Source organism: Neomesorhizobium albiziae (assembly GCF_900114255.1).
In the GTDB taxonomy this organism is placed as follows: domain Bacteria; phylum Pseudomonadota; class Alphaproteobacteria; order Rhizobiales; family Rhizobiaceae; genus Neomesorhizobium; species Neomesorhizobium albiziae.
This window is the reverse complement of record NZ_FOSL01000003.1, coordinates 164070-178848: the sequence shown is the minus strand read 5'-3', so window position 1 is coordinate 178848 and position 14779 is coordinate 164070. Positions and strand designations below refer to the sequence as shown.

At 63.9% G+C, this 14779-nt stretch carries 17 protein-coding genes; 9 read left to right on the top strand and 8 right to left on the bottom strand.

Going from position 1 to position 14779, the window contains the following annotated elements; genetic code table 11:
- Positions 1 to 9 precede the first annotated feature (9 nt).
- The 8 genes from F3H98_RS07360 to F3H98_RS07325 form a co-directional block, all read right to left on the bottom strand.
- Positions 10 to 432: a hypothetical protein gene (locus F3H98_RS07360; RefSeq protein WP_149759483.1), complete on the bottom strand. Its 423-nt coding sequence runs from the start codon at positions 430 to 432 to the stop codon at positions 10 to 12.
- Between the two features lie 394 nt (positions 433 to 826).
- A complete protein-coding gene (locus F3H98_RS07355; RefSeq protein WP_149759482.1) occupies positions 827 to 1858 on the bottom strand; it encodes a peptidoglycan -binding protein in 1032 nt (343 codons plus the stop codon).
- Entirely contained in the window at positions 1858 to 2877 is a 1020-nt protein-coding gene (locus F3H98_RS07350; RefSeq protein WP_149759481.1) for a MotA/TolQ/ExbB proton channel family protein, read from the bottom strand. Before F3H98_RS07350 ends, F3H98_RS07355 begins: the two co-directional genes overlap by 1 nt.
- 178 nt (positions 2878 to 3055) lie before the next feature.
- Positions 3056 to 3751 (bottom strand): PAQR family membrane homeostasis protein TrhA, encoded by a 696-nt coding sequence (trhA, locus tag F3H98_RS07345; protein ID WP_149759480.1) that lies wholly within the window; start codon positions 3749 to 3751, stop codon positions 3056 to 3058.
- 51 nt (positions 3752 to 3802) lie between these two features.
- Positions 3803 to 4603: an inositol monophosphatase family protein gene (locus tag F3H98_RS07340; RefSeq protein WP_149759479.1), complete on the bottom strand. Its 801-nt coding sequence runs from the start codon at positions 4601 to 4603 to the stop codon at positions 3803 to 3805.
- A 128-nt stretch (positions 4604 to 4731) separates the two neighbouring features.
- Entirely contained in the window at positions 4732 to 5298 is a 567-nt protein-coding gene (efp, locus tag F3H98_RS07335) for an elongation factor P (RefSeq protein WP_149759478.1), read from the bottom strand.
- Positions 5299 to 5388: 90 nt separating this feature from the next.
- Positions 5389 to 6387 carry a tetratricopeptide repeat protein gene (locus F3H98_RS07330; protein WP_244621646.1) on the bottom strand — a complete coding sequence of 333 codons (999 nt, stop codon included), beginning with the start codon at positions 6385 to 6387 and terminating at the stop codon, positions 5389 to 5391.
- A 17-nt stretch (positions 6388 to 6404) separates the two neighbouring features.
- Positions 6405 to 7058, bottom strand: a complete 654-nt coding sequence (locus tag F3H98_RS07325) for a thiamine phosphate synthase (protein WP_149759477.1) — start codon at positions 7056 to 7058, stop codon at positions 6405 to 6407.
- Between the two features lie 159 nt (positions 7059 to 7217).
- On the opposite strand from F3H98_RS07325, the gene F3H98_RS07320 reads away from it, so the two are divergent.
- The 9 genes from F3H98_RS07320 to ruvA all read left to right on the top strand — a co-directional run bounded on the left by F3H98_RS07320 (position 7218) and on the right by ruvA (position 14722).
- Positions 7218 to 7988 (top strand): sulfite exporter TauE/SafE family protein, encoded by a 771-nt coding sequence (locus F3H98_RS07320; RefSeq protein WP_149759476.1) that lies wholly within the window; start codon positions 7218 to 7220, stop codon positions 7986 to 7988.
- Positions 7989 to 8125: 137 nt separating this feature from the next.
- Positions 8126 to 9286: an OpgC family protein gene (locus F3H98_RS07315; RefSeq protein ID WP_149759475.1), complete on the top strand. Its 1161-nt coding sequence runs from the start codon at positions 8126 to 8128 to the stop codon at positions 9284 to 9286.
- A gap of 105 nt (positions 9287 to 9391) precedes the next feature.
- Positions 9392 to 11041: an acyl-CoA synthetase gene (locus F3H98_RS07310; protein WP_149759474.1), complete on the top strand. Its 1650-nt coding sequence runs from the start codon at positions 9392 to 9394 to the stop codon at positions 11039 to 11041.
- A 240-nt stretch (positions 11042 to 11281) separates the two neighbouring features.
- Positions 11282 to 11659 carry a cbb3-type cytochrome c oxidase subunit I gene (locus F3H98_RS07305; protein WP_149759473.1) on the top strand — a complete coding sequence of 126 codons (378 nt, stop codon included), beginning with the start codon at positions 11282 to 11284 and terminating at the stop codon, positions 11657 to 11659.
- A gap of 587 nt (positions 11660 to 12246) precedes the next feature.
- On the top strand, positions 12247 to 12777 hold the full coding sequence (gene rcdA / locus F3H98_RS07300) for a protease adaptor protein RcdA (RefSeq protein ID WP_149759472.1): 531 nt from the start codon (positions 12247 to 12249) through the stop codon (positions 12775 to 12777).
- A 74-nt stretch (positions 12778 to 12851) separates the two neighbouring features.
- A complete protein-coding gene (ruvC, locus tag F3H98_RS07295; protein WP_149759471.1) occupies positions 12852 to 13361 on the top strand; it encodes a crossover junction endodeoxyribonuclease RuvC in 510 nt (169 codons plus the stop codon).
- Between the two features lie 72 nt (positions 13362 to 13433).
- A complete protein-coding gene (locus F3H98_RS07290) occupies positions 13434 to 13676 on the top strand; it encodes an AbrB/MazE/SpoVT family DNA-binding domain-containing protein (protein WP_149759470.1) in 243 nt (80 codons plus the stop codon).
- Entirely contained in the window at positions 13676 to 14089 is a 414-nt protein-coding gene (locus tag F3H98_RS07285) for a type II toxin-antitoxin system VapC family toxin (protein WP_149759469.1), read from the top strand. Before F3H98_RS07290 ends, F3H98_RS07285 begins: the two co-directional genes overlap by 1 nt.
- A 12-nt stretch (positions 14090 to 14101) precedes the next feature.
- Positions 14102 to 14722 (top strand): Holliday junction branch migration protein RuvA, encoded by a 621-nt coding sequence (gene ruvA / locus F3H98_RS07280; protein ID WP_149759468.1) that lies wholly within the window; start codon positions 14102 to 14104, stop codon positions 14720 to 14722.
- Positions 14723 to 14779 lie beyond the last annotated feature (57 nt).

The window sequence follows — 14779 nt, the reverse complement described above, 5'->3', positions numbered from 1 at the left end:
AGGGCTGCTTCAGGAGTATTGATGCCTGAGGTTGTCGACCTGGCGCATCAACTGTTCATACTGTCCCATCGGGATGGCGCCGCCATCCATGGCGTTGTCACGAACGGCTTGCCTGCGGATCATCGCGTCCTCGGCATGCAGGCGATGCGCCTGGCGGGGCGTGATCAGTCCGTGGGCGCTGTCATAGCTGATGCGCGTGTTGGCGTCGTTCAGATCGTTGAGAATGGCGTCGAGCTGGCCGTTGGGCGCGTAGGTGATGGTGCCGGTGTCAGCGTCACCGCCATGCACATTGGCGTTTCGTTCGTGAAATCCGGCGCCCCTGCCGCCGAACGAATTCGTTTCATGGCCGTGCGCCGACGCGGCGAAAGCCGCGGTCAGGGGGCTGGCGATAAGAGCTGCAGCGATCGCCGCTGTGGGGATAAGAGAGCGCATTTTGCTGCTCCAGGGCTTGGCGGGGCGACAGGCGCCCCGTCGCATGCCGCCCGTCCGGTTCCGTCGCGTCGCGATGATGGGATGGTGGGAGGTCATCGCCGGCGGTTCCCGGGCGGCGACCGGAATCTAGGCCGCGCCGGCGCCGGAGCCTAATTAAGAAAAGATAATTTTCGCAACGATTTCAGGGCCACAATCGCGGTCCGGGCGCCGCGAAACCGCCGCAGGTGAGGCGGCCCCAGCCAAACACGCAATCTTGACGCATCGAGAGGGTGCGTGATCGGCAAGCATTTTGCAGCCAGGTGGAATCATCCTTGGCGTCCGCATAAATGCGGCAAAACAAATGCTTAGAGCGAGCTAACGGTTCTGAAAGAACCGGAACCGCTCGAAAGCGGCTTCACCGCTCGGTGAGCTTCAATTCGATGCGGCGGTTCTTGTCGCGGGCTTCCGGCGTGTCGGCGGGGTCGAGCGGCTGGAATTCGCCGAAGCCGGCTGCGACCAGGCGGTTGGCCGGCACGCCGTTCTCGATGAGGTATTTCACCACCGACGTGGCGCGCGCCGACGAAAGCTCCCAGTTGTCCCGGTAGCGGCCGGTTCCCGACAGCGGAACATTGTCGGTGTGGCCGTCGACACGCAGCACCCAGTTGATCTCCGGGGGAATTTCCTTCTGCAATTCGATGATGGCGCCGGCGAGCTTCTTCATCTCTTCCTGGCCGGCGGCGTTGATCACCTCCGAACCGACGGGGAACAGGACCTCCGACTGGAACACGAAGCGGTCGCCGACGATGCGGATGTTCTCGCGGTCCGAAAGGATCTCGCGCAGCCGCCCGAAGAAATCGGAACGGTACCGATTCAATTCCTGCACGCGCTGCGCCAGCGCCACGTTGAGGCGGCGGCCGAGGTCGGCGATCTTGGTGTTGGATTCGCGGTCGCGCACCTCGGAGACGTCGAGCGCCTGCTCCAGCGCGCCGATCTGCTTGCGCAGCGCCGAAATCTGCTGGTTGAGCAGCTCGACCTGCGACATCGCGCGCTGGCTGAGCTGCCGCTCCTGGTCGAGTTCGCCGGTCAGCGCCCCGACGCGTGCTTCGGCTTGAGCGCCGGCGCCCGCACCTTGCGTCAAAAGCTGTTCGAGCCGGGTCTTCTCGGACTCGGCGGCCGACAGCGACGCCTGCAGGTTGGCGAGAGAATCCTCCATGTCCTGGCTGTTGGAGCGCTCGAGCGACAAGAGCTGGGTGAGTTCGTTGATCTGCGAGTTGAGGCGGTTCAGCACTTCGTCCTTGCCCGAGATTTCGCGCGACAGCAGAAACTGCGCCAGCACGAACACCGAGAGCAGGAACATGATGGCCAGGAGAATCGTCGACAGCGCGTCGACGAAACCCGGCCAGTAGTCGATCCGGCGGTCGCTGCGCCGGCCGCGGGCGAGCGCCATCAGTTGGGCTCCCTGTTCTTCAGGGCGCCGGCGATCTTCTCCAGCGTGGCGCGCATGGCCTTCTGCTCGTCGGACTGAGCCTCGACCCAGTCGCGCATCATCTGCTGCTCCGAGCGCATGTTCTTGACGAGACCGGAAATGCCGTCGGCGAGGTTGGCCATGGCGTTGGCGACGCGCTGGCTGGAGCCGCCATTTTCCTGCAGGCCGCGCAGCCGCTCGGACAGCAAGCGGATCTCGTCGGCGGTGCCGGCCTTGGCGGTATCGACCACCGGGACGTCGGAAGACAGGTCGGTGACCGAAGACAGCCAGTTTTCCAGCTCGGTGTAGAAACGCGTCTGGGCGCGGCCGGCCTGCAGGTCGAGGAAGCCGAGCACCAGCGAGCCGGAAAGGCCGAACAGCGAGGACGAGAAAGCCGTGCCCATGCCTTCCAGCGGCGCCGAGAGGCCCGACTTCAGCGATTCCAGCACATCGTTGGCGTCGCCCGAGCCGGGATCGAGCGAGCGGATGGTTTCGCCGATCGAGCTGATCGTCTGCAGCAGGCCCCAGAACGTGCCGAGCAGGCCTAGGAACACCAGAAGGCCGACGAGATAACGCGAGACGTCGCGGCTTTCATCGAGGCGCGTGGCGATGGAATCGAGGATGGTGCGCATCGACAGCGTCGACAGGGCGGTCGACGACGAGCGGCTGAGCAGGGCCTTCATCGGCGCCAGCAGCACGGGGTCGGTTTCGTCCGCGCCGGCGCGGAAGGAGTTCACCCAGCGCACTTCGCGAAACAGCCGCACCACCTGCATGAAGGCGAGCAGGATGCCGACGGCAAGCACGCCGGTGATCAGGCCGTTCAGCCCGGGATTGGTGACGAAGGCAGACGAGATCTGGCGGTAGAGGATCGCCGCGATGAAGCCGACGATCGCCAGGAACACCAGCATCGACAACAGGAAGACCTGCGGGCTCGAAAGCTTGTGCGGATCGTACGGATTTGTCGCCAAAACATCCGACCCGAAATTCCTGAACAATGCCATCCGCTCGCGCCCCGATCTGGTCCGCTGTCAAGTTGCGCCCGAGTCTAAACGGAATCGCGGTGAAATTGAAAGGCGGGCTTTTGACCGGAGCGGGCAGAAATCGTTCTTCGCGCGCTTGTACAACGCCAGGTAGAATTTCCGGTGCTGCACACTACGAATGAAAACCGTCAGGGAGAGGTCACAGCCGGTTGATGACCAGGCAATCGATGACGGCTGCCAGGTGCAGGCTGGCCGCGGTGACGACGAAGCCATGCCAGACGGCCGACTGGAAACGCAGGCTGCGCCAGACGAAAAAGACGACGCCGCAGGAATAGACGATGCCGCCGGCGATCATCAGCCAGACGGTGGTGGCCGGCAGGGTTTTAAGCAGGCTTCCGGCGATGGCGACGCCGCTCCAGCCGATCGCCAGGTAGAAGACAACCGCCAGCCGGTCGAAGCGGCCAGGCAGGAAGAGCTTGATCGCGATGCCGATGACCGCCGCACCCCAGACCACGGCAAGCATGGTGCGGGCGGTGACGAGATCGTCGAGCTGCGCCAGGAACGGCGTGTAGGTTCCGGCGATCAGCAGGTAGATGGCGGCGTGGTCGAAGCGGCGCAGGATCCACTTGGCCGGCGATATCGGCCAGAGATTGTAGGCGCACGAGATGCACAAAACGGTGAGCAGCGACACGACGTAGAACACCGCCGCCGCATATTCGCCAGGCTCGGTGTGGAATGCGGAGATGGCGAGCAGGGCCGAGCCGGCGGTGATCGCGAGCACGATGCCCACCGCATGGACGATGCCGTCGGCGATCAACTCGGCGCGCGAGTTGGCGAAGCGCCCCACGAAGGGGGGTATCGGGCCGGGCGTTTGCGTGGCGCGGTCGTGGGTCATGACCCTCTTTCCTACCAGCCTCTTGTGAAAGAGCGCAGACAGCTTTTCGCCTTACCTAGGGGGTAGGGGCTTCTTCACCGTTTTCAGCAGCGCACGGTGGATCGCTTCGTTGCCGGCGACGATGCTGCCGTTTTCAAGCATGTCCTGGCCGCCAGCCTTGTCGCTGACGAAGCCGCCCGCCTCGCGGATCAGCAGCATGCCGGCGGCCATGTCCCACGGCGACAGCGAATCCTCCCAGAAGCCGTCGAGCCGGCCGGCCGCGACATAGGCGAGGTCGAGCGCGGCCGCACCGATGCGGCGAACCCCGGAGGTCTCGGCCATGACATGGCGCAGTTCGATCAGGTAGTTGCCGTGATGGCCGCGGCCGAGATGCGGGATGCCGGTGCCGATCACGCAATCCGAAAGCTTGGAGCGGCCGGCGACGCGCAGGCGGCGGTCGTTGAGGAAGGCGCCACCGCCGCGCTCGGCGGTGTAGAGCTCATCCATCGCCGGATTGTAGATGACGCCGGCGACGATCTGTCCCTGCCGCTCCAGCGCGATCGAGATGGCAAACATCGGCAGGCCGTGCAGGAAGTTGGTGGTGCCGTCGAGCGGATCGACGATCCAGCGGTGCTGGCCGTCCTCGCCTTCGACGACGCCGCGCTCTTCCATCAGGAAGGCATAGCCGGGCCGCGCACGCGACAGCTCGGCGTGAATGATCTCCTCCGCCTTGCGGTCGGCCTGGCTGACGTAATCGCCGGGGCCCTTCAGCGAAACCTGCAGGTTCTGCACCTCGCCGAAATCGCGGCCGAGCGAACGGCCGGCCTTCATGGCGGCCTGGACCATGACGTTGAGGAGAGCGGAACGTGCCATGGAGAGTTCTTTCTATGGGAAGCAGGCAGTCGGCAGTCGGGAATAGGCAGTCGTGATTAAATTTGGAGCCTGGGGTTTTCCGATGCGTCAGACCGGCAGCATTCACCGCCTACTGCCTACTGCGTCATTCAGTCCGCGCGGCGGACGTAGGTGATCTCGTTGGTGTCGACGATGATGCGCTCGCCCGACGAGATGAAGGGCGGAACCAGGACGCGGATGCCGTTCTCCAGCATCGCCGGCTTGTAGGACGAGGCCGCGGTCTGCCCCTTCACAACCGGGTCGGCCTCGGTGATCGTCAGCGTCACCGTGTCCGGAAGCGAGATGCCGATCGGCCGCTCTTCGTAGAGCTCGACGGTGACCATCATGCCGTCCTGCAGGAAGGCGGCGCGTTCGCCGACGAATTCCTTGTTCAGTTCGAGCTGCTCGTAACTCTGGGTGTCCATGAACACCAGCGAGTCTTCCTGCGCGTAGAGGAAGGAAAAATCCTTCTGCTCGAGGCGGACCTTTTCCACCGTCTCGGCGGAGCGGAAGCGCTCGTTGAGCTTGGTGCCGTTGATGAGGTTCTTCAGTTCGACCTGGTTGTAGGCGCCGCCCTTGCCGGGCTTGACGTGGTTGGTCCTGACCGCCACCCAGAGGCCGCCATCGTGCTCGATGACGTTGCCGGGACGGATTTCGTTGCCGTTGATCTTGGCCATGTTCAGCTATTCCGGAAGAGGTTTGCCCGCCGGGCCGGCGGTTTCGCGGCTTCCAAGACCATAAATCGCCCAAAGAGGCAAGAGAGGGCGTCAGCGCAGCCGGTTGGCGCGGCCGAGCGCCGTCTTGATTTCCTCGGTCGTCAGGCCGTTCATGAAGTCGTCCATGATCGGATCGAACAGGCCGGCGCGGCGGGCGAGGATGTACCAGGCGGCTGCGAAGATGCTGTCCGGCTCGGTGCCGATGCCCTGCATGTAGAGCTTGGCGACGCGGTTCTGGGCGGCGACGTTGCCGCCCTCGGCGGCGCGCTTCAGCCAGGCGAAGCCGGATTTCTGGTCGCGCTCGCCGCCGCGCCCGGAGATCAGCCAGGTGCCGAGATCGAGCTGCGCGGTGTCGAAATTCTGCTTGGCGGCGCGCACCAGCCATTTGCGGGCCTCGACATCGTCGGGCTTCTTGCCGCCGACGCCGTTGGCCAGGATCTGCGACATCGCATATTGCGCGTCCGGCAGATCGGCTTCGGCTGCTTTCTGGTAATAAGGCAGCGCCAGTTCGGCGCCGCGCGGGCCGGGGTCGCGCTGCATCAGCAGTTGCGCGTAGTTGAACTGGGCGAGCGCGTTGCCGGCCTCGGCCGATGCTTCCATCAGGGCGAAGGCGGCCTTTTTGTCCTTCTTCACGAAGCGGCCGTCGAGCAGCATCAGCGCGTATTGGAACTGGGCTTCCGGGACGCCCTGCTCGGCCGCCATCTCGTACCATTTGGCCGCCGCCGTTTCGTCGCGCTTTATGCCGAGCCCGCGCGAAAGGATTTCCGCGACCAGCGTCTGCGCCGCCTTGTCGCCCTCCTGGGCGCGCGGCAGGGCAAGATTGAGCGCGGTCTTGTAGAGGCCGCGCTGGAACGCGCCATAGGCCTCGTCCGGCTTCTTCGCGCCAAACCGCAGCGGGTCGACATTGTCCGTCGTCGCGGCCGCCGGTGCACTCTCGCCCGCTACCGGCGGAATGACGGGAGGCGCCTTCGGGCGGTCGCCGTCGGCCGCCGATGCCGGGACGGCCATGGCCGCCAGTAGCGCGAAAAGACAGAAAGTGGGGTTCGATATGCGTGACACCAGCGCTTCTAATCCTCGAAACGCGGCGCTTTTTGGTCAAGCAAGGAATTGGCGCGCGCGACCTGTTCGCGCGGGTCGAGGCCGTCCGCGAACACCGCGGCCGATAGCGCCACGAATTCGGCGCCGGTCTCGGCCGCCGCTTCCACGGATTCAACCTCAGAACCGCCAAGCACGATGCAGGGAATCTCGATCATCTCGGCCCACCATTCGGCGAGGTTGAGGTTGCGCGGGTGAGGCTCCGGCGTGTTGTCGTAGCCAAAGCGGCCGAAGAACATATAGTCGGGGCGGGTTTCGCCGAGTTCCAGCGCATCGTCGCGCGTCTTCACGCCGCCGGCGCCGACCATCATCTTGTCCTGCAGCCGGTCGATCGCGTCGGCGAGAGCCGCCTTGCCCTCGTCGACATGCACGCCGTCGGCCTTGACGCGCGCCGCGATGCGGGTATCGCCGGCCATCACCACGGCGACACCTGCCGCCTGGGCAACAGGCGCCAGCCGTTCGGCGAGGTCCTGGAACGCCGTTTCGTGCAGGTCGTAGGCGGGCAGGATCAGCGAGGCGACGTCGCCGCCCTCCAGCGCCTGGCGGAGCTTGCGCTCCAGATCGTCGGGCGACAGGCCCGGCGGGGCGATCAGCACGAGGCGGCAGCGGTTGAGGGCATCAGTCATGGGCAAGCAGTTCCGGAATGCGCCCGCGAAGCCGGGCGGTGGTCGACTGGCCTTGCGAATAGAGCAATGCAGGGGCGTTGAACAGATGGGCCAGTTTGCAGCACCCCTCGCATTGCGGCGGCAATCCGGATAAGCGGGAGGTCCCCGAAGGCGCCTCCCATGAACGCACTGCTCTTCGACCCGTCCTTCTACGCGGTGGCCATTCCCGCGGTGCTGCTTGTCGGCCTGTCGAAAGGCGGCTTCGGCGGCGCGATGGGTTTCATCGGCGTGCCGCTGATGGCGCTGGTCATCTCGCCGGTGCAGGCGGCCGCCATCCTGCTGCCGATCCTGGTGCTCATGGACATCGTGTCGCTGTGGACATGGCGCGGCATCTTCGACCGCCAGATCCTGGTGCAGATGCTGCCAGGCAGCATGGTCGGCATCGGCGCCGGCTGGCTGCTGGCCGCGGTGGTGACGCCCGACATGGTGCGCTTCATCGTCGGCGCCGTCGCCATCGTCTTTGTCGGGCGCTGGCTCTACCTGCTGTACCGTCACGGCGCCGACCACACCTCGCGGCAGAACCCCGTGGCGGCCGCGTTCTGGGGCACCGCCGCCGGGTTCACCAGCTTCATCGCCCATGTCGGCGGACCGCCCTTCCAGGTTTATACCTTGCCGCTCCGGCTCGATCCGAAGGTCGTGACCGGTACCGGCACCATCTTTTTCGCCGTCACCAACGCGGTGAAGCTCGTTCCCTACTTCGCCCTCGGCCAGTTCGACGCCACCAACCTCACGGCTTCCGCCGTGCTGATGCCGTTTGCGCCGCTCGCCACATTGGCCGGCGCCTGGCTGGTGCGGCGCATGCGGCCGGAGGTTTTCTACCCCTTCACCTACGCCACGGTGGCCGTCGTCGCGTTCAAGCTGCTATGGGATGGTGCTGCGCAAATGTTTTAGCGCTGAATTAAAACGTGACGGGGAAAAACGCGAAGACGTCATCCTTTTCCGGTACTTGCGCGTTATGGCGGTAACCATTCATCGCCCCGGCGGTCCGATCCGGACCCGCCTTGCGCAACAAAAACCCGTGACTGATCATGACCGGCAATGCTTCCTCCCAGCGGGATACCCGCATCGATGTTTTCCGCGCGCTTGCGCTGCTGACGATCTTCATCAATCACGTGCCGGGCACGATTTTCGAGCACTTCACGCACAAGAATTTCGGCTTTTCCGATTCGGCCGAGGCCTTCGTGCTGATCTCGGGCATCGCGATCGGGCTGGCCTACGGGCTGAAGTTCGAGCCGGGCAACCGGCTTTTGATCACATTGAAGGCGTGGCGTCGCGCCGGCGTTCTCTATGTCACCCACATCATGACGACGGTGGCGACGCTGGCGATCTTTTCGGCCGCCGCACTTTACTTTTCACGCCCGGACCTTCTGAAGCTGATCAACATCGAATTGATCATCAACGACACGCCGGAGGCGCTGGTCGGCATCGCCACGCTCGGCCATCAGGTCGGCTACAACAACATCCTGTCGATGTATGCCGTGGTGCTTCTGATGCTGCCGGTCTTCCTCCTGCTCGGCACGGTCAGCCTGCGGCTGATGATGATGGCGTCAGGGCTGGTCTGGCTCGTCGCCGGCGTCAACCAGGTCGCGCCGACCAACTATCCCGGCGACGGCTTCTGGTTCCTCAACCCGCTGTCCTGGCAGTTCCTGTTCGTCATCGGTATCGCCGGCATGATGCATGTGAAGCGCGGCGGCGAAATCCGCTTCAACTGGTGGATGGCGGGTGCCGCCGTCTTCTATCTCGCCGGCGCGCTGTTCTGGGTGAAATGGCCGCTGTGGGGCATCGAGACCGCGTCGGGCCTGCCCACCGTGCTCACCGGCTTCGACAAGACCTTCCTGTCGGCCTCGCGGCTGCTGCACATCCTGGCGATCGCCTACCTCATCGTCACCGTGCCGTGGCTGTCCAACCTGGCGCGCACCGGCCCTAACCATCCGCTGGCCGTTCTCGGCAAGCACTCGCTTCCGGTCTTCATCGCCGGCACGCTGCTTGCCATGGTCGGGCAGGTCATGAAGACGGTCAGCCCGGGCGGCATGTTCTACGACATCGTGCTGATCTCGACCGGCATCGCGCTGCAGTTCGCGCTCGCCTATTACCTGGAATGGCAGCCGAGGATCGGCTTGGCCGGCAAGAAGCCGAAACCCGCCGCTGCCTCGCGCGCTATTGGCGGCGCCGCGCTCAAGCCGTCTTGACGATTTATCCGCCGCGCCGGCGGCGGATAAATCCTGAAATAGAATTGCTTCAATGTCGCCTTGCGGCGGTCTAAGCTCTCCTTCTCGTATCCGAAGGGGGAGCACTTGCCAGGCATCTACGACACCGGCCTCGACCGCAACATCGCCAACCACCAGCCGCTGACGCCGCTGTCGTTTCTGGAGCGCGCCGCCAAAACCTTCCCCGACCATGTCGCCATCATTCATGGCGGCCAGCGCGTCACCTACCGCGATTTCTGGCAGCGCTCGCTGAAGCTTGCCTCCGCGCTTTCGGCCAAAGGCATCGGCAAGGGCGACACGGTGACGGTGATGCTGTCCAACACGCCGCCGATGCTGGAAGCGCATTTCGGCGTGCCGATGGTCAAGGCGGTGCTGCATTCGCTGAACACCAGGCTCGACGCCGCCGTCATCGCCTTCCAGCTCGACCATGCCGAGACAAAAATTCTGATCGTCGACCGCGAGTTTTCCGGCGTCATGAAGGACGCGCTGGCGCTGGCCGAGGTCACGCCGCTGGTCATCGACTTCGACGACCCCGAATATGCCACTGATGCGCCCTATCCGAAGGGCGAGCGCATCGGCTCCACCGATTACGAGGAATTCCTGGCCGGTGGCGACGCCGGCTTCCAATGGTCGATGCCGGACGACGAGTGGGATGCGATCTCGCTGAACTACACGTCGGGCACCACCGGCAATCCGAAAGGCGTCGTCTATCATCACCGGGGCGCGGCCCTGATGGCCTACACCAACACCATCCACGCCGGCATGGCCAGGCACGCGGTCTATCTGTGGACGCTGCCGATGTTCCACTGCAACGGCTGGTGTTTTCCATGGACGCTCGCCGTGCAGGCCGGCACCCATGTCTGCCTGCGCTGGGTGCGGCCGAAGGCGATGTACGACGCAATCGCCGACCATGGCGTCACCCATCTGTGCGGCGCGCCCATCGTCATGTCGACGCTGATCAACGCGCGGGAGGAAGACAAGCGCGAATTCCCGCAGGTCGTCACCTTCAACACGGCGGCCGCGCCCCCACCCGAAGCGGTGCTGTCGGGCATGGCCGACGCCGGCTTCGCGGTGACGCATCTCTACGGGCTCACCGAAACCTACGGACCGGCGGTCGTCAACGAATGGCATGACGACTGGGACCAGCTCGACAAGGGGCCGCGCACCTCGAAGAAGGCCCGCCAGGGCGTGCGCTACGCCGCGCTCGAAGACCTCACCGTGATGAATCCCGCAACCATGGAGAAGACGCCGGCCGACGGCGAGACCATCGGCGAGGTCATGTTCCGTGGCAACATCGTCATGAAAGGCTACCTGAAGAACCGCAAGGCCACCGACGAGGCCTTCGAGGGCGGCTGGTTCCATTCGGGCGACCTCGGCGTCATGCATCCGGACGGCTACATCCAGCTCAAGGACCGGTCCAAGGACATCATCATCTCCGGCGGCGAGAACATCTCGTCGATCGAGGTCGAGGACGCGCTTTACAAGCACGCCGCCGTGGCGTCCTGCGGCGTTGTCGCCCGAAGCGACGACAAATGGGGCGAGGTGCCGATCGCCTATGTCGAGCTGAAGCCCGGTAAGGCGGCGACCGAGGACGAGATCGTCGAGCACTGCCGGGGGCTGCTGGCGCGCTTCAAGGTGCCGAAGGCGGTGGTCTTCGTGGAAATTCCCAAGACCTCGACCGGCAAGATACAGAAATTCCGGCTGCGCGAGATGGCCAAGGCGTCTTTCCCGCAATAACGCCTCCGCGTATCCACTTGGTCGCCCCGGCGACAACAACCGGAAACAACGCCGCTCTAGACTGCGGCCGGGTCGGGGATTCGGCGGTGGGATTTCTGCTCAGACAAGGCGGCTGAACAAACCGCATTTGCGGCCAGGTGGAATCGCCTGGCGTCTCGCAAATGCGGCTCAAGCAACATCCCGCTCTGGGGATGCGCGGCCGCCAATGCCTTTAGGGATCGGGAAACTTTGGAGGGGAACATGCAAGGAGTCGCACGAAAATTCTTCATTCTGGCGGTTGTCTACGCAATCTTCGGGATGCTGCTAGGGCTGGAAATGGGGATCAGCGGAGATCACTCGCAGATGCCGGTGCACGCCCACATGATGGTGCTGGGCTGGCTGATGTCGGCGGTGTTCGCCTTCTTCTACCACCTGTTTCCCGCGGCCAGGGAAACACGGCTTGCGCAGGCGCACTTCTGGCTGACGGCGGTTAGCGGCGTCATCCTCGTGGTGTCGCTGTTCTTCCTTTTGGCGGGCAACGACGCGCTGGAGCCGGTGACCGCGGTCGCCTCGATGGGCTTCCTGGCCGGAATGCTCTTGTTCGCATGGATATCGGTGCCGGTCGTGCGGCGCGCGTAGAGCGTTTCCAGGAAAAGTGCGTAGCGGTTTTCCGGTTCGGAAACGCGACCAAACAAAGACTTGGAGCGGCTGAACGATTCCATGGAATCGTGAACCGCTCCGGCTGGTTTCTTAGCGGCTGATTCGCTGAAGGAACAGCGGCTCAACTGTGCGGTTGCGGCACAGTTTCTTTCAGCTTGAGCTAAAAAATATGCGGGCCGTTAAGAGTCTGTTAAGCTTTACAGGTGTTTACTGTGTGCATCCAGTGATCTGGATTCTTACCGAGTGGTTGGTGCCACTCCGTTTGACGCCTCCCTGTTAAACTCCTGAGAGCCGCCATTTCGCGGCTCTTTTTTTGTCCGCGACAGGATTTTGGCGACCCGCGCGGCGGGGCCGCAGTTTCGCCGTTAACCTTCTGTTAAACATACGCTTGCCTTGAACGGCGCCACAGAGCATTTTCTTACTGTTGGCGTCTAGAGCATGATCCCGGAAAGTGGAAACCGGTTTTCGGAAAAGGTCATGCTCCAGCAAGGGTAGCGGGAACCTGGAACGGGTTCGCCGCGTATAGAACGGCAAGTTCGGCGGGTCGTGCAGGGGCGTAGTGAAAGATGATCGAGGCTGAAAGAGGAATGGCGACTACCATAAAGCTGGCCGAGCGCCGGGTTTTCTCGCATTCCTTCAAGCCGCTCTACAACGAGGGCATGCGGCTGGTCGAACAGGCCGCCGAATATCTGGATGGCGAAGGGCGCGCCGAGGCCAAGAAACTGTCGAGGCCGGCCGCCACGCTCTACGCAGCCGAATCGATGCGGCTGACCACAAGGCTGATGCAGGTGGCGTCATGGCTGCTCCTGCAGCGGGCAGCGAATTCCGGTGAAATGACGCGCGACCAGGTCGCCGCCGAAAAATCCAAGGTGCGACTCGACACGAGTTCGGCCCAGGAGAACGGCACCGGCTGGTTCGAGCTGCCGGAAGCCTTCCGCGACCTCGTGCTTCGCTCGCTCAGCCTGCAAGGCGTGGTGCGCCGCATGGACGACCAGATCTATGGCGGCAACAGCAATGCACCGGCTGCGCCGCTGCGCATCGCGAATCCTGTCTCCGACCAGATCTCGCTCCTCAACACGGCTTTCGCGCGCGGCTGACGCGCCGAGCTATTCGTTTCTGTTTTGTTCACAATTCGCTGGCATCAAGGGCCGGCGGAGGTAAAGTGGACGGGATGAGGGAAACGATTCGCATTGTCGGCATCGATCCGGGTTTGAGGCGGACCGGCTGGGGTATCGTCGAGAGCCTTGGCAATTCGCTGCGTTTCGTTGCCTCGGGAACCGTGAAATCGGACGACAAGGCTGATCTCGCTTCGCGCCTCTGCCAGTTGCATGACGGGCTGGCCGACGTACTTCACCGTCACATGCCGCATGAGGCGGCGGTGGAACATACATTCGTCAACAAGGACGCCTCGGCGACGCTGAAGCTCGGCCAGGCGCGCGGCATCGCCATGCTGGTGCCGGCGCGCGCCGGATTGCGGGTTGCCGAATATGCGCCCAACGCGGTCAAGAAAGCCGTGATCGGCGTCGGCCACGGCGACAAGCAGCAGATCCACATGATGGTGAAGGTGCTGATGCCGAAGGCGACGTTCCAGGGCGACGACGCGGCCGACGCGCTGGCCATCGCCATCTGCCACGCGCATCACCGGCAAAGCGCGGCCTACCGCATCGCGCTCGCGGGTTGATCCTGAACTGATCCTGCTTGTTCTTGACTTGTTCCGGTTTGGCCGCTAAGTAATACCGCAGAGGTATTACCATTGCGCGTCACTGAAAAAGGCCAGGTCACCATTCCGAAGAATGTCCGCCGCAAGCTGGGAATCGTGCCTGGCAGCGAGGTGGAATTCAGCCTGCAGGATGACGTCGCCATCATGCGTCCGGCGCCGCCTGCGGACGCCAATCTGGAGGTGGCCAATTTCATGGATCATATCCGCCGCCACAAGGGATCGATGGATCTGGGCGGCATGACTGGGGACGAGTTTTTCCGGCTTCTGAGGGATTGATGCCGACGCTTGTCGACACCAAGGTGCTGATCGATCTCTTCGATGCTGGCAGCCCGTGGGAAGACTGGTCGATCCGTCACATCGAGCGTGTCCGGTCTGAGGGACCAGTGGTCATCAACCCGATCATCTATGCCGAAATGGCCGCGGGGTATCCGTTGGAATCGGCGCTGGAACAGGCGCTGTCGCCATCGCGTTTCGTCAGGGAGGATCTGCCGTGGGAAGCGGCCTTCGCTGCCGGCCACGCGTTTCTGGCCTATCGCCGCGACGGCGGGCCGAAGCGGTCTCCCTTGCCGGATTTCTACATTGGCGCACATGCGGCAGTGCGCGGTTATTCGCTGCTGACGCGGGACCAGGCGCGCTATCGCGCCTATTTTCCGATGCTGCGCATCATCGCCCCCGACACGCACCCTTAGGAAACACGAGACATGATCGGCAAGCTCAAGGGCATGCTCGACGAGATCGACGAGGATCACTGCGTTGTCGACGTGCATGGCGTCGGCTACGTCGCCTATTGCTCGGCCCGGACGCTCGCCCACCTGCCGGGGCCGGGCGAGGCCGTCACGCTGTTCATCGAGACCTATGTGCGCGAGGACATGATCCGGCTCTACGGTTTCCAGACCGCGCTGGAGCGCGAATGGTTCCGCCTGCTGCAGAACAATGTACAGGGCGTCGGCGCCAAAGTGGCACTGGCGATCCTGTCGACGCTGTCGCCGCCGGATCTCGCCAACGCGATTGCGCTGCGTGACATCGCCATGGTCTCCAGGGCGCCCGGCGTCGGCAGGAAGGTGGCTGAGCGCATCGTCACGGAGTTGAAGAACAAGGCGCCGGCCTTCGCCGGGTCGGCCTCGGGCACGATCGGCCTGAAGCAGGAACTCGGCGAAGGGGTGGCGCCCGCGCCCGTGGCCGACGCGGTCTCCGCGCTCACCAATCTCGGCTACTCCAGGGACATCGCCGCCAATGCGATCGCCGCGGCCATGAAGACCGCCGGCGAGGGCGCGGATTCGGCTAAGTTGATCCGGCTCGGATTGAAGGAACTGGCGCGGTAAACTGTGCCTTGCGCTGGCGCAATTTCCTTACCATTATAGAGATGTAAGGATGGAGGT

What these genes read in the sequence shown, in the direction of transcription:
- efp (WP_149759478.1), bottom strand. Translation starts at nt 5,298, where the DNA reads ATGGCCAAGATCAACGGCAACGAAATCCGTCCCGGCAACGTCATCGAG.
- F3H98_RS07350 (WP_149759481.1), bottom strand. Translation starts at nt 2,877, where the DNA reads ATGGCATTGTTCAGGAATTTCGGGTCGGATGTTTTGGCGACAAATCCG.
- F3H98_RS07285 (WP_149759469.1), top strand. Translation starts at nt 13,676, where the DNA reads ATGCCGACGCTTGTCGACACCAAGGTGCTGATCGATCTCTTCGATGCT.
- ruvA (WP_149759468.1), top strand. Translation starts at nt 14,102, where the DNA reads ATGATCGGCAAGCTCAAGGGCATGCTCGACGAGATCGACGAGGATCAC.
- F3H98_RS07340 (WP_149759479.1), bottom strand. Translation starts at nt 4,603, where the DNA reads ATGGCACGTTCCGCTCTCCTCAACGTCATGGTCCAGGCCGCCATGAAG.
- F3H98_RS07360 (WP_149759483.1), bottom strand. Translation starts at nt 432, where the DNA reads ATGCGCTCTCTTATCCCCACAGCGGCGATCGCTGCAGCTCTTATCGCC.
- F3H98_RS07305 (WP_149759473.1), top strand. Translation starts at nt 11,282, where the DNA reads ATGCAAGGAGTCGCACGAAAATTCTTCATTCTGGCGGTTGTCTACGCA.
- ruvC (WP_149759471.1), top strand. Translation starts at nt 12,852, where the DNA reads ATGAGGGAAACGATTCGCATTGTCGGCATCGATCCGGGTTTGAGGCGG.
- F3H98_RS07355 (WP_149759482.1), bottom strand. Translation starts at nt 1,858, where the DNA reads ATGGCGCTCGCCCGCGGCCGGCGCAGCGACCGCCGGATCGACTACTGG.
- F3H98_RS07320 (WP_149759476.1), top strand. Translation starts at nt 7,218, where the DNA reads ATGAACGCACTGCTCTTCGACCCGTCCTTCTACGCGGTGGCCATTCCC.
- F3H98_RS07315 (WP_149759475.1), top strand. Translation starts at nt 8,126, where the DNA reads ATGACCGGCAATGCTTCCTCCCAGCGGGATACCCGCATCGATGTTTTC.
- rcdA (WP_149759472.1), top strand. Translation starts at nt 12,247, where the DNA reads ATGATCGAGGCTGAAAGAGGAATGGCGACTACCATAAAGCTGGCCGAG.
- F3H98_RS07325 (WP_149759477.1), bottom strand. Translation starts at nt 7,058, where the DNA reads ATGACTGATGCCCTCAACCGCTGCCGCCTCGTGCTGATCGCCCCGCCG.
- trhA (WP_149759480.1), bottom strand. Translation starts at nt 3,751, where the DNA reads ATGACCCACGACCGCGCCACGCAAACGCCCGGCCCGATACCCCCCTTC.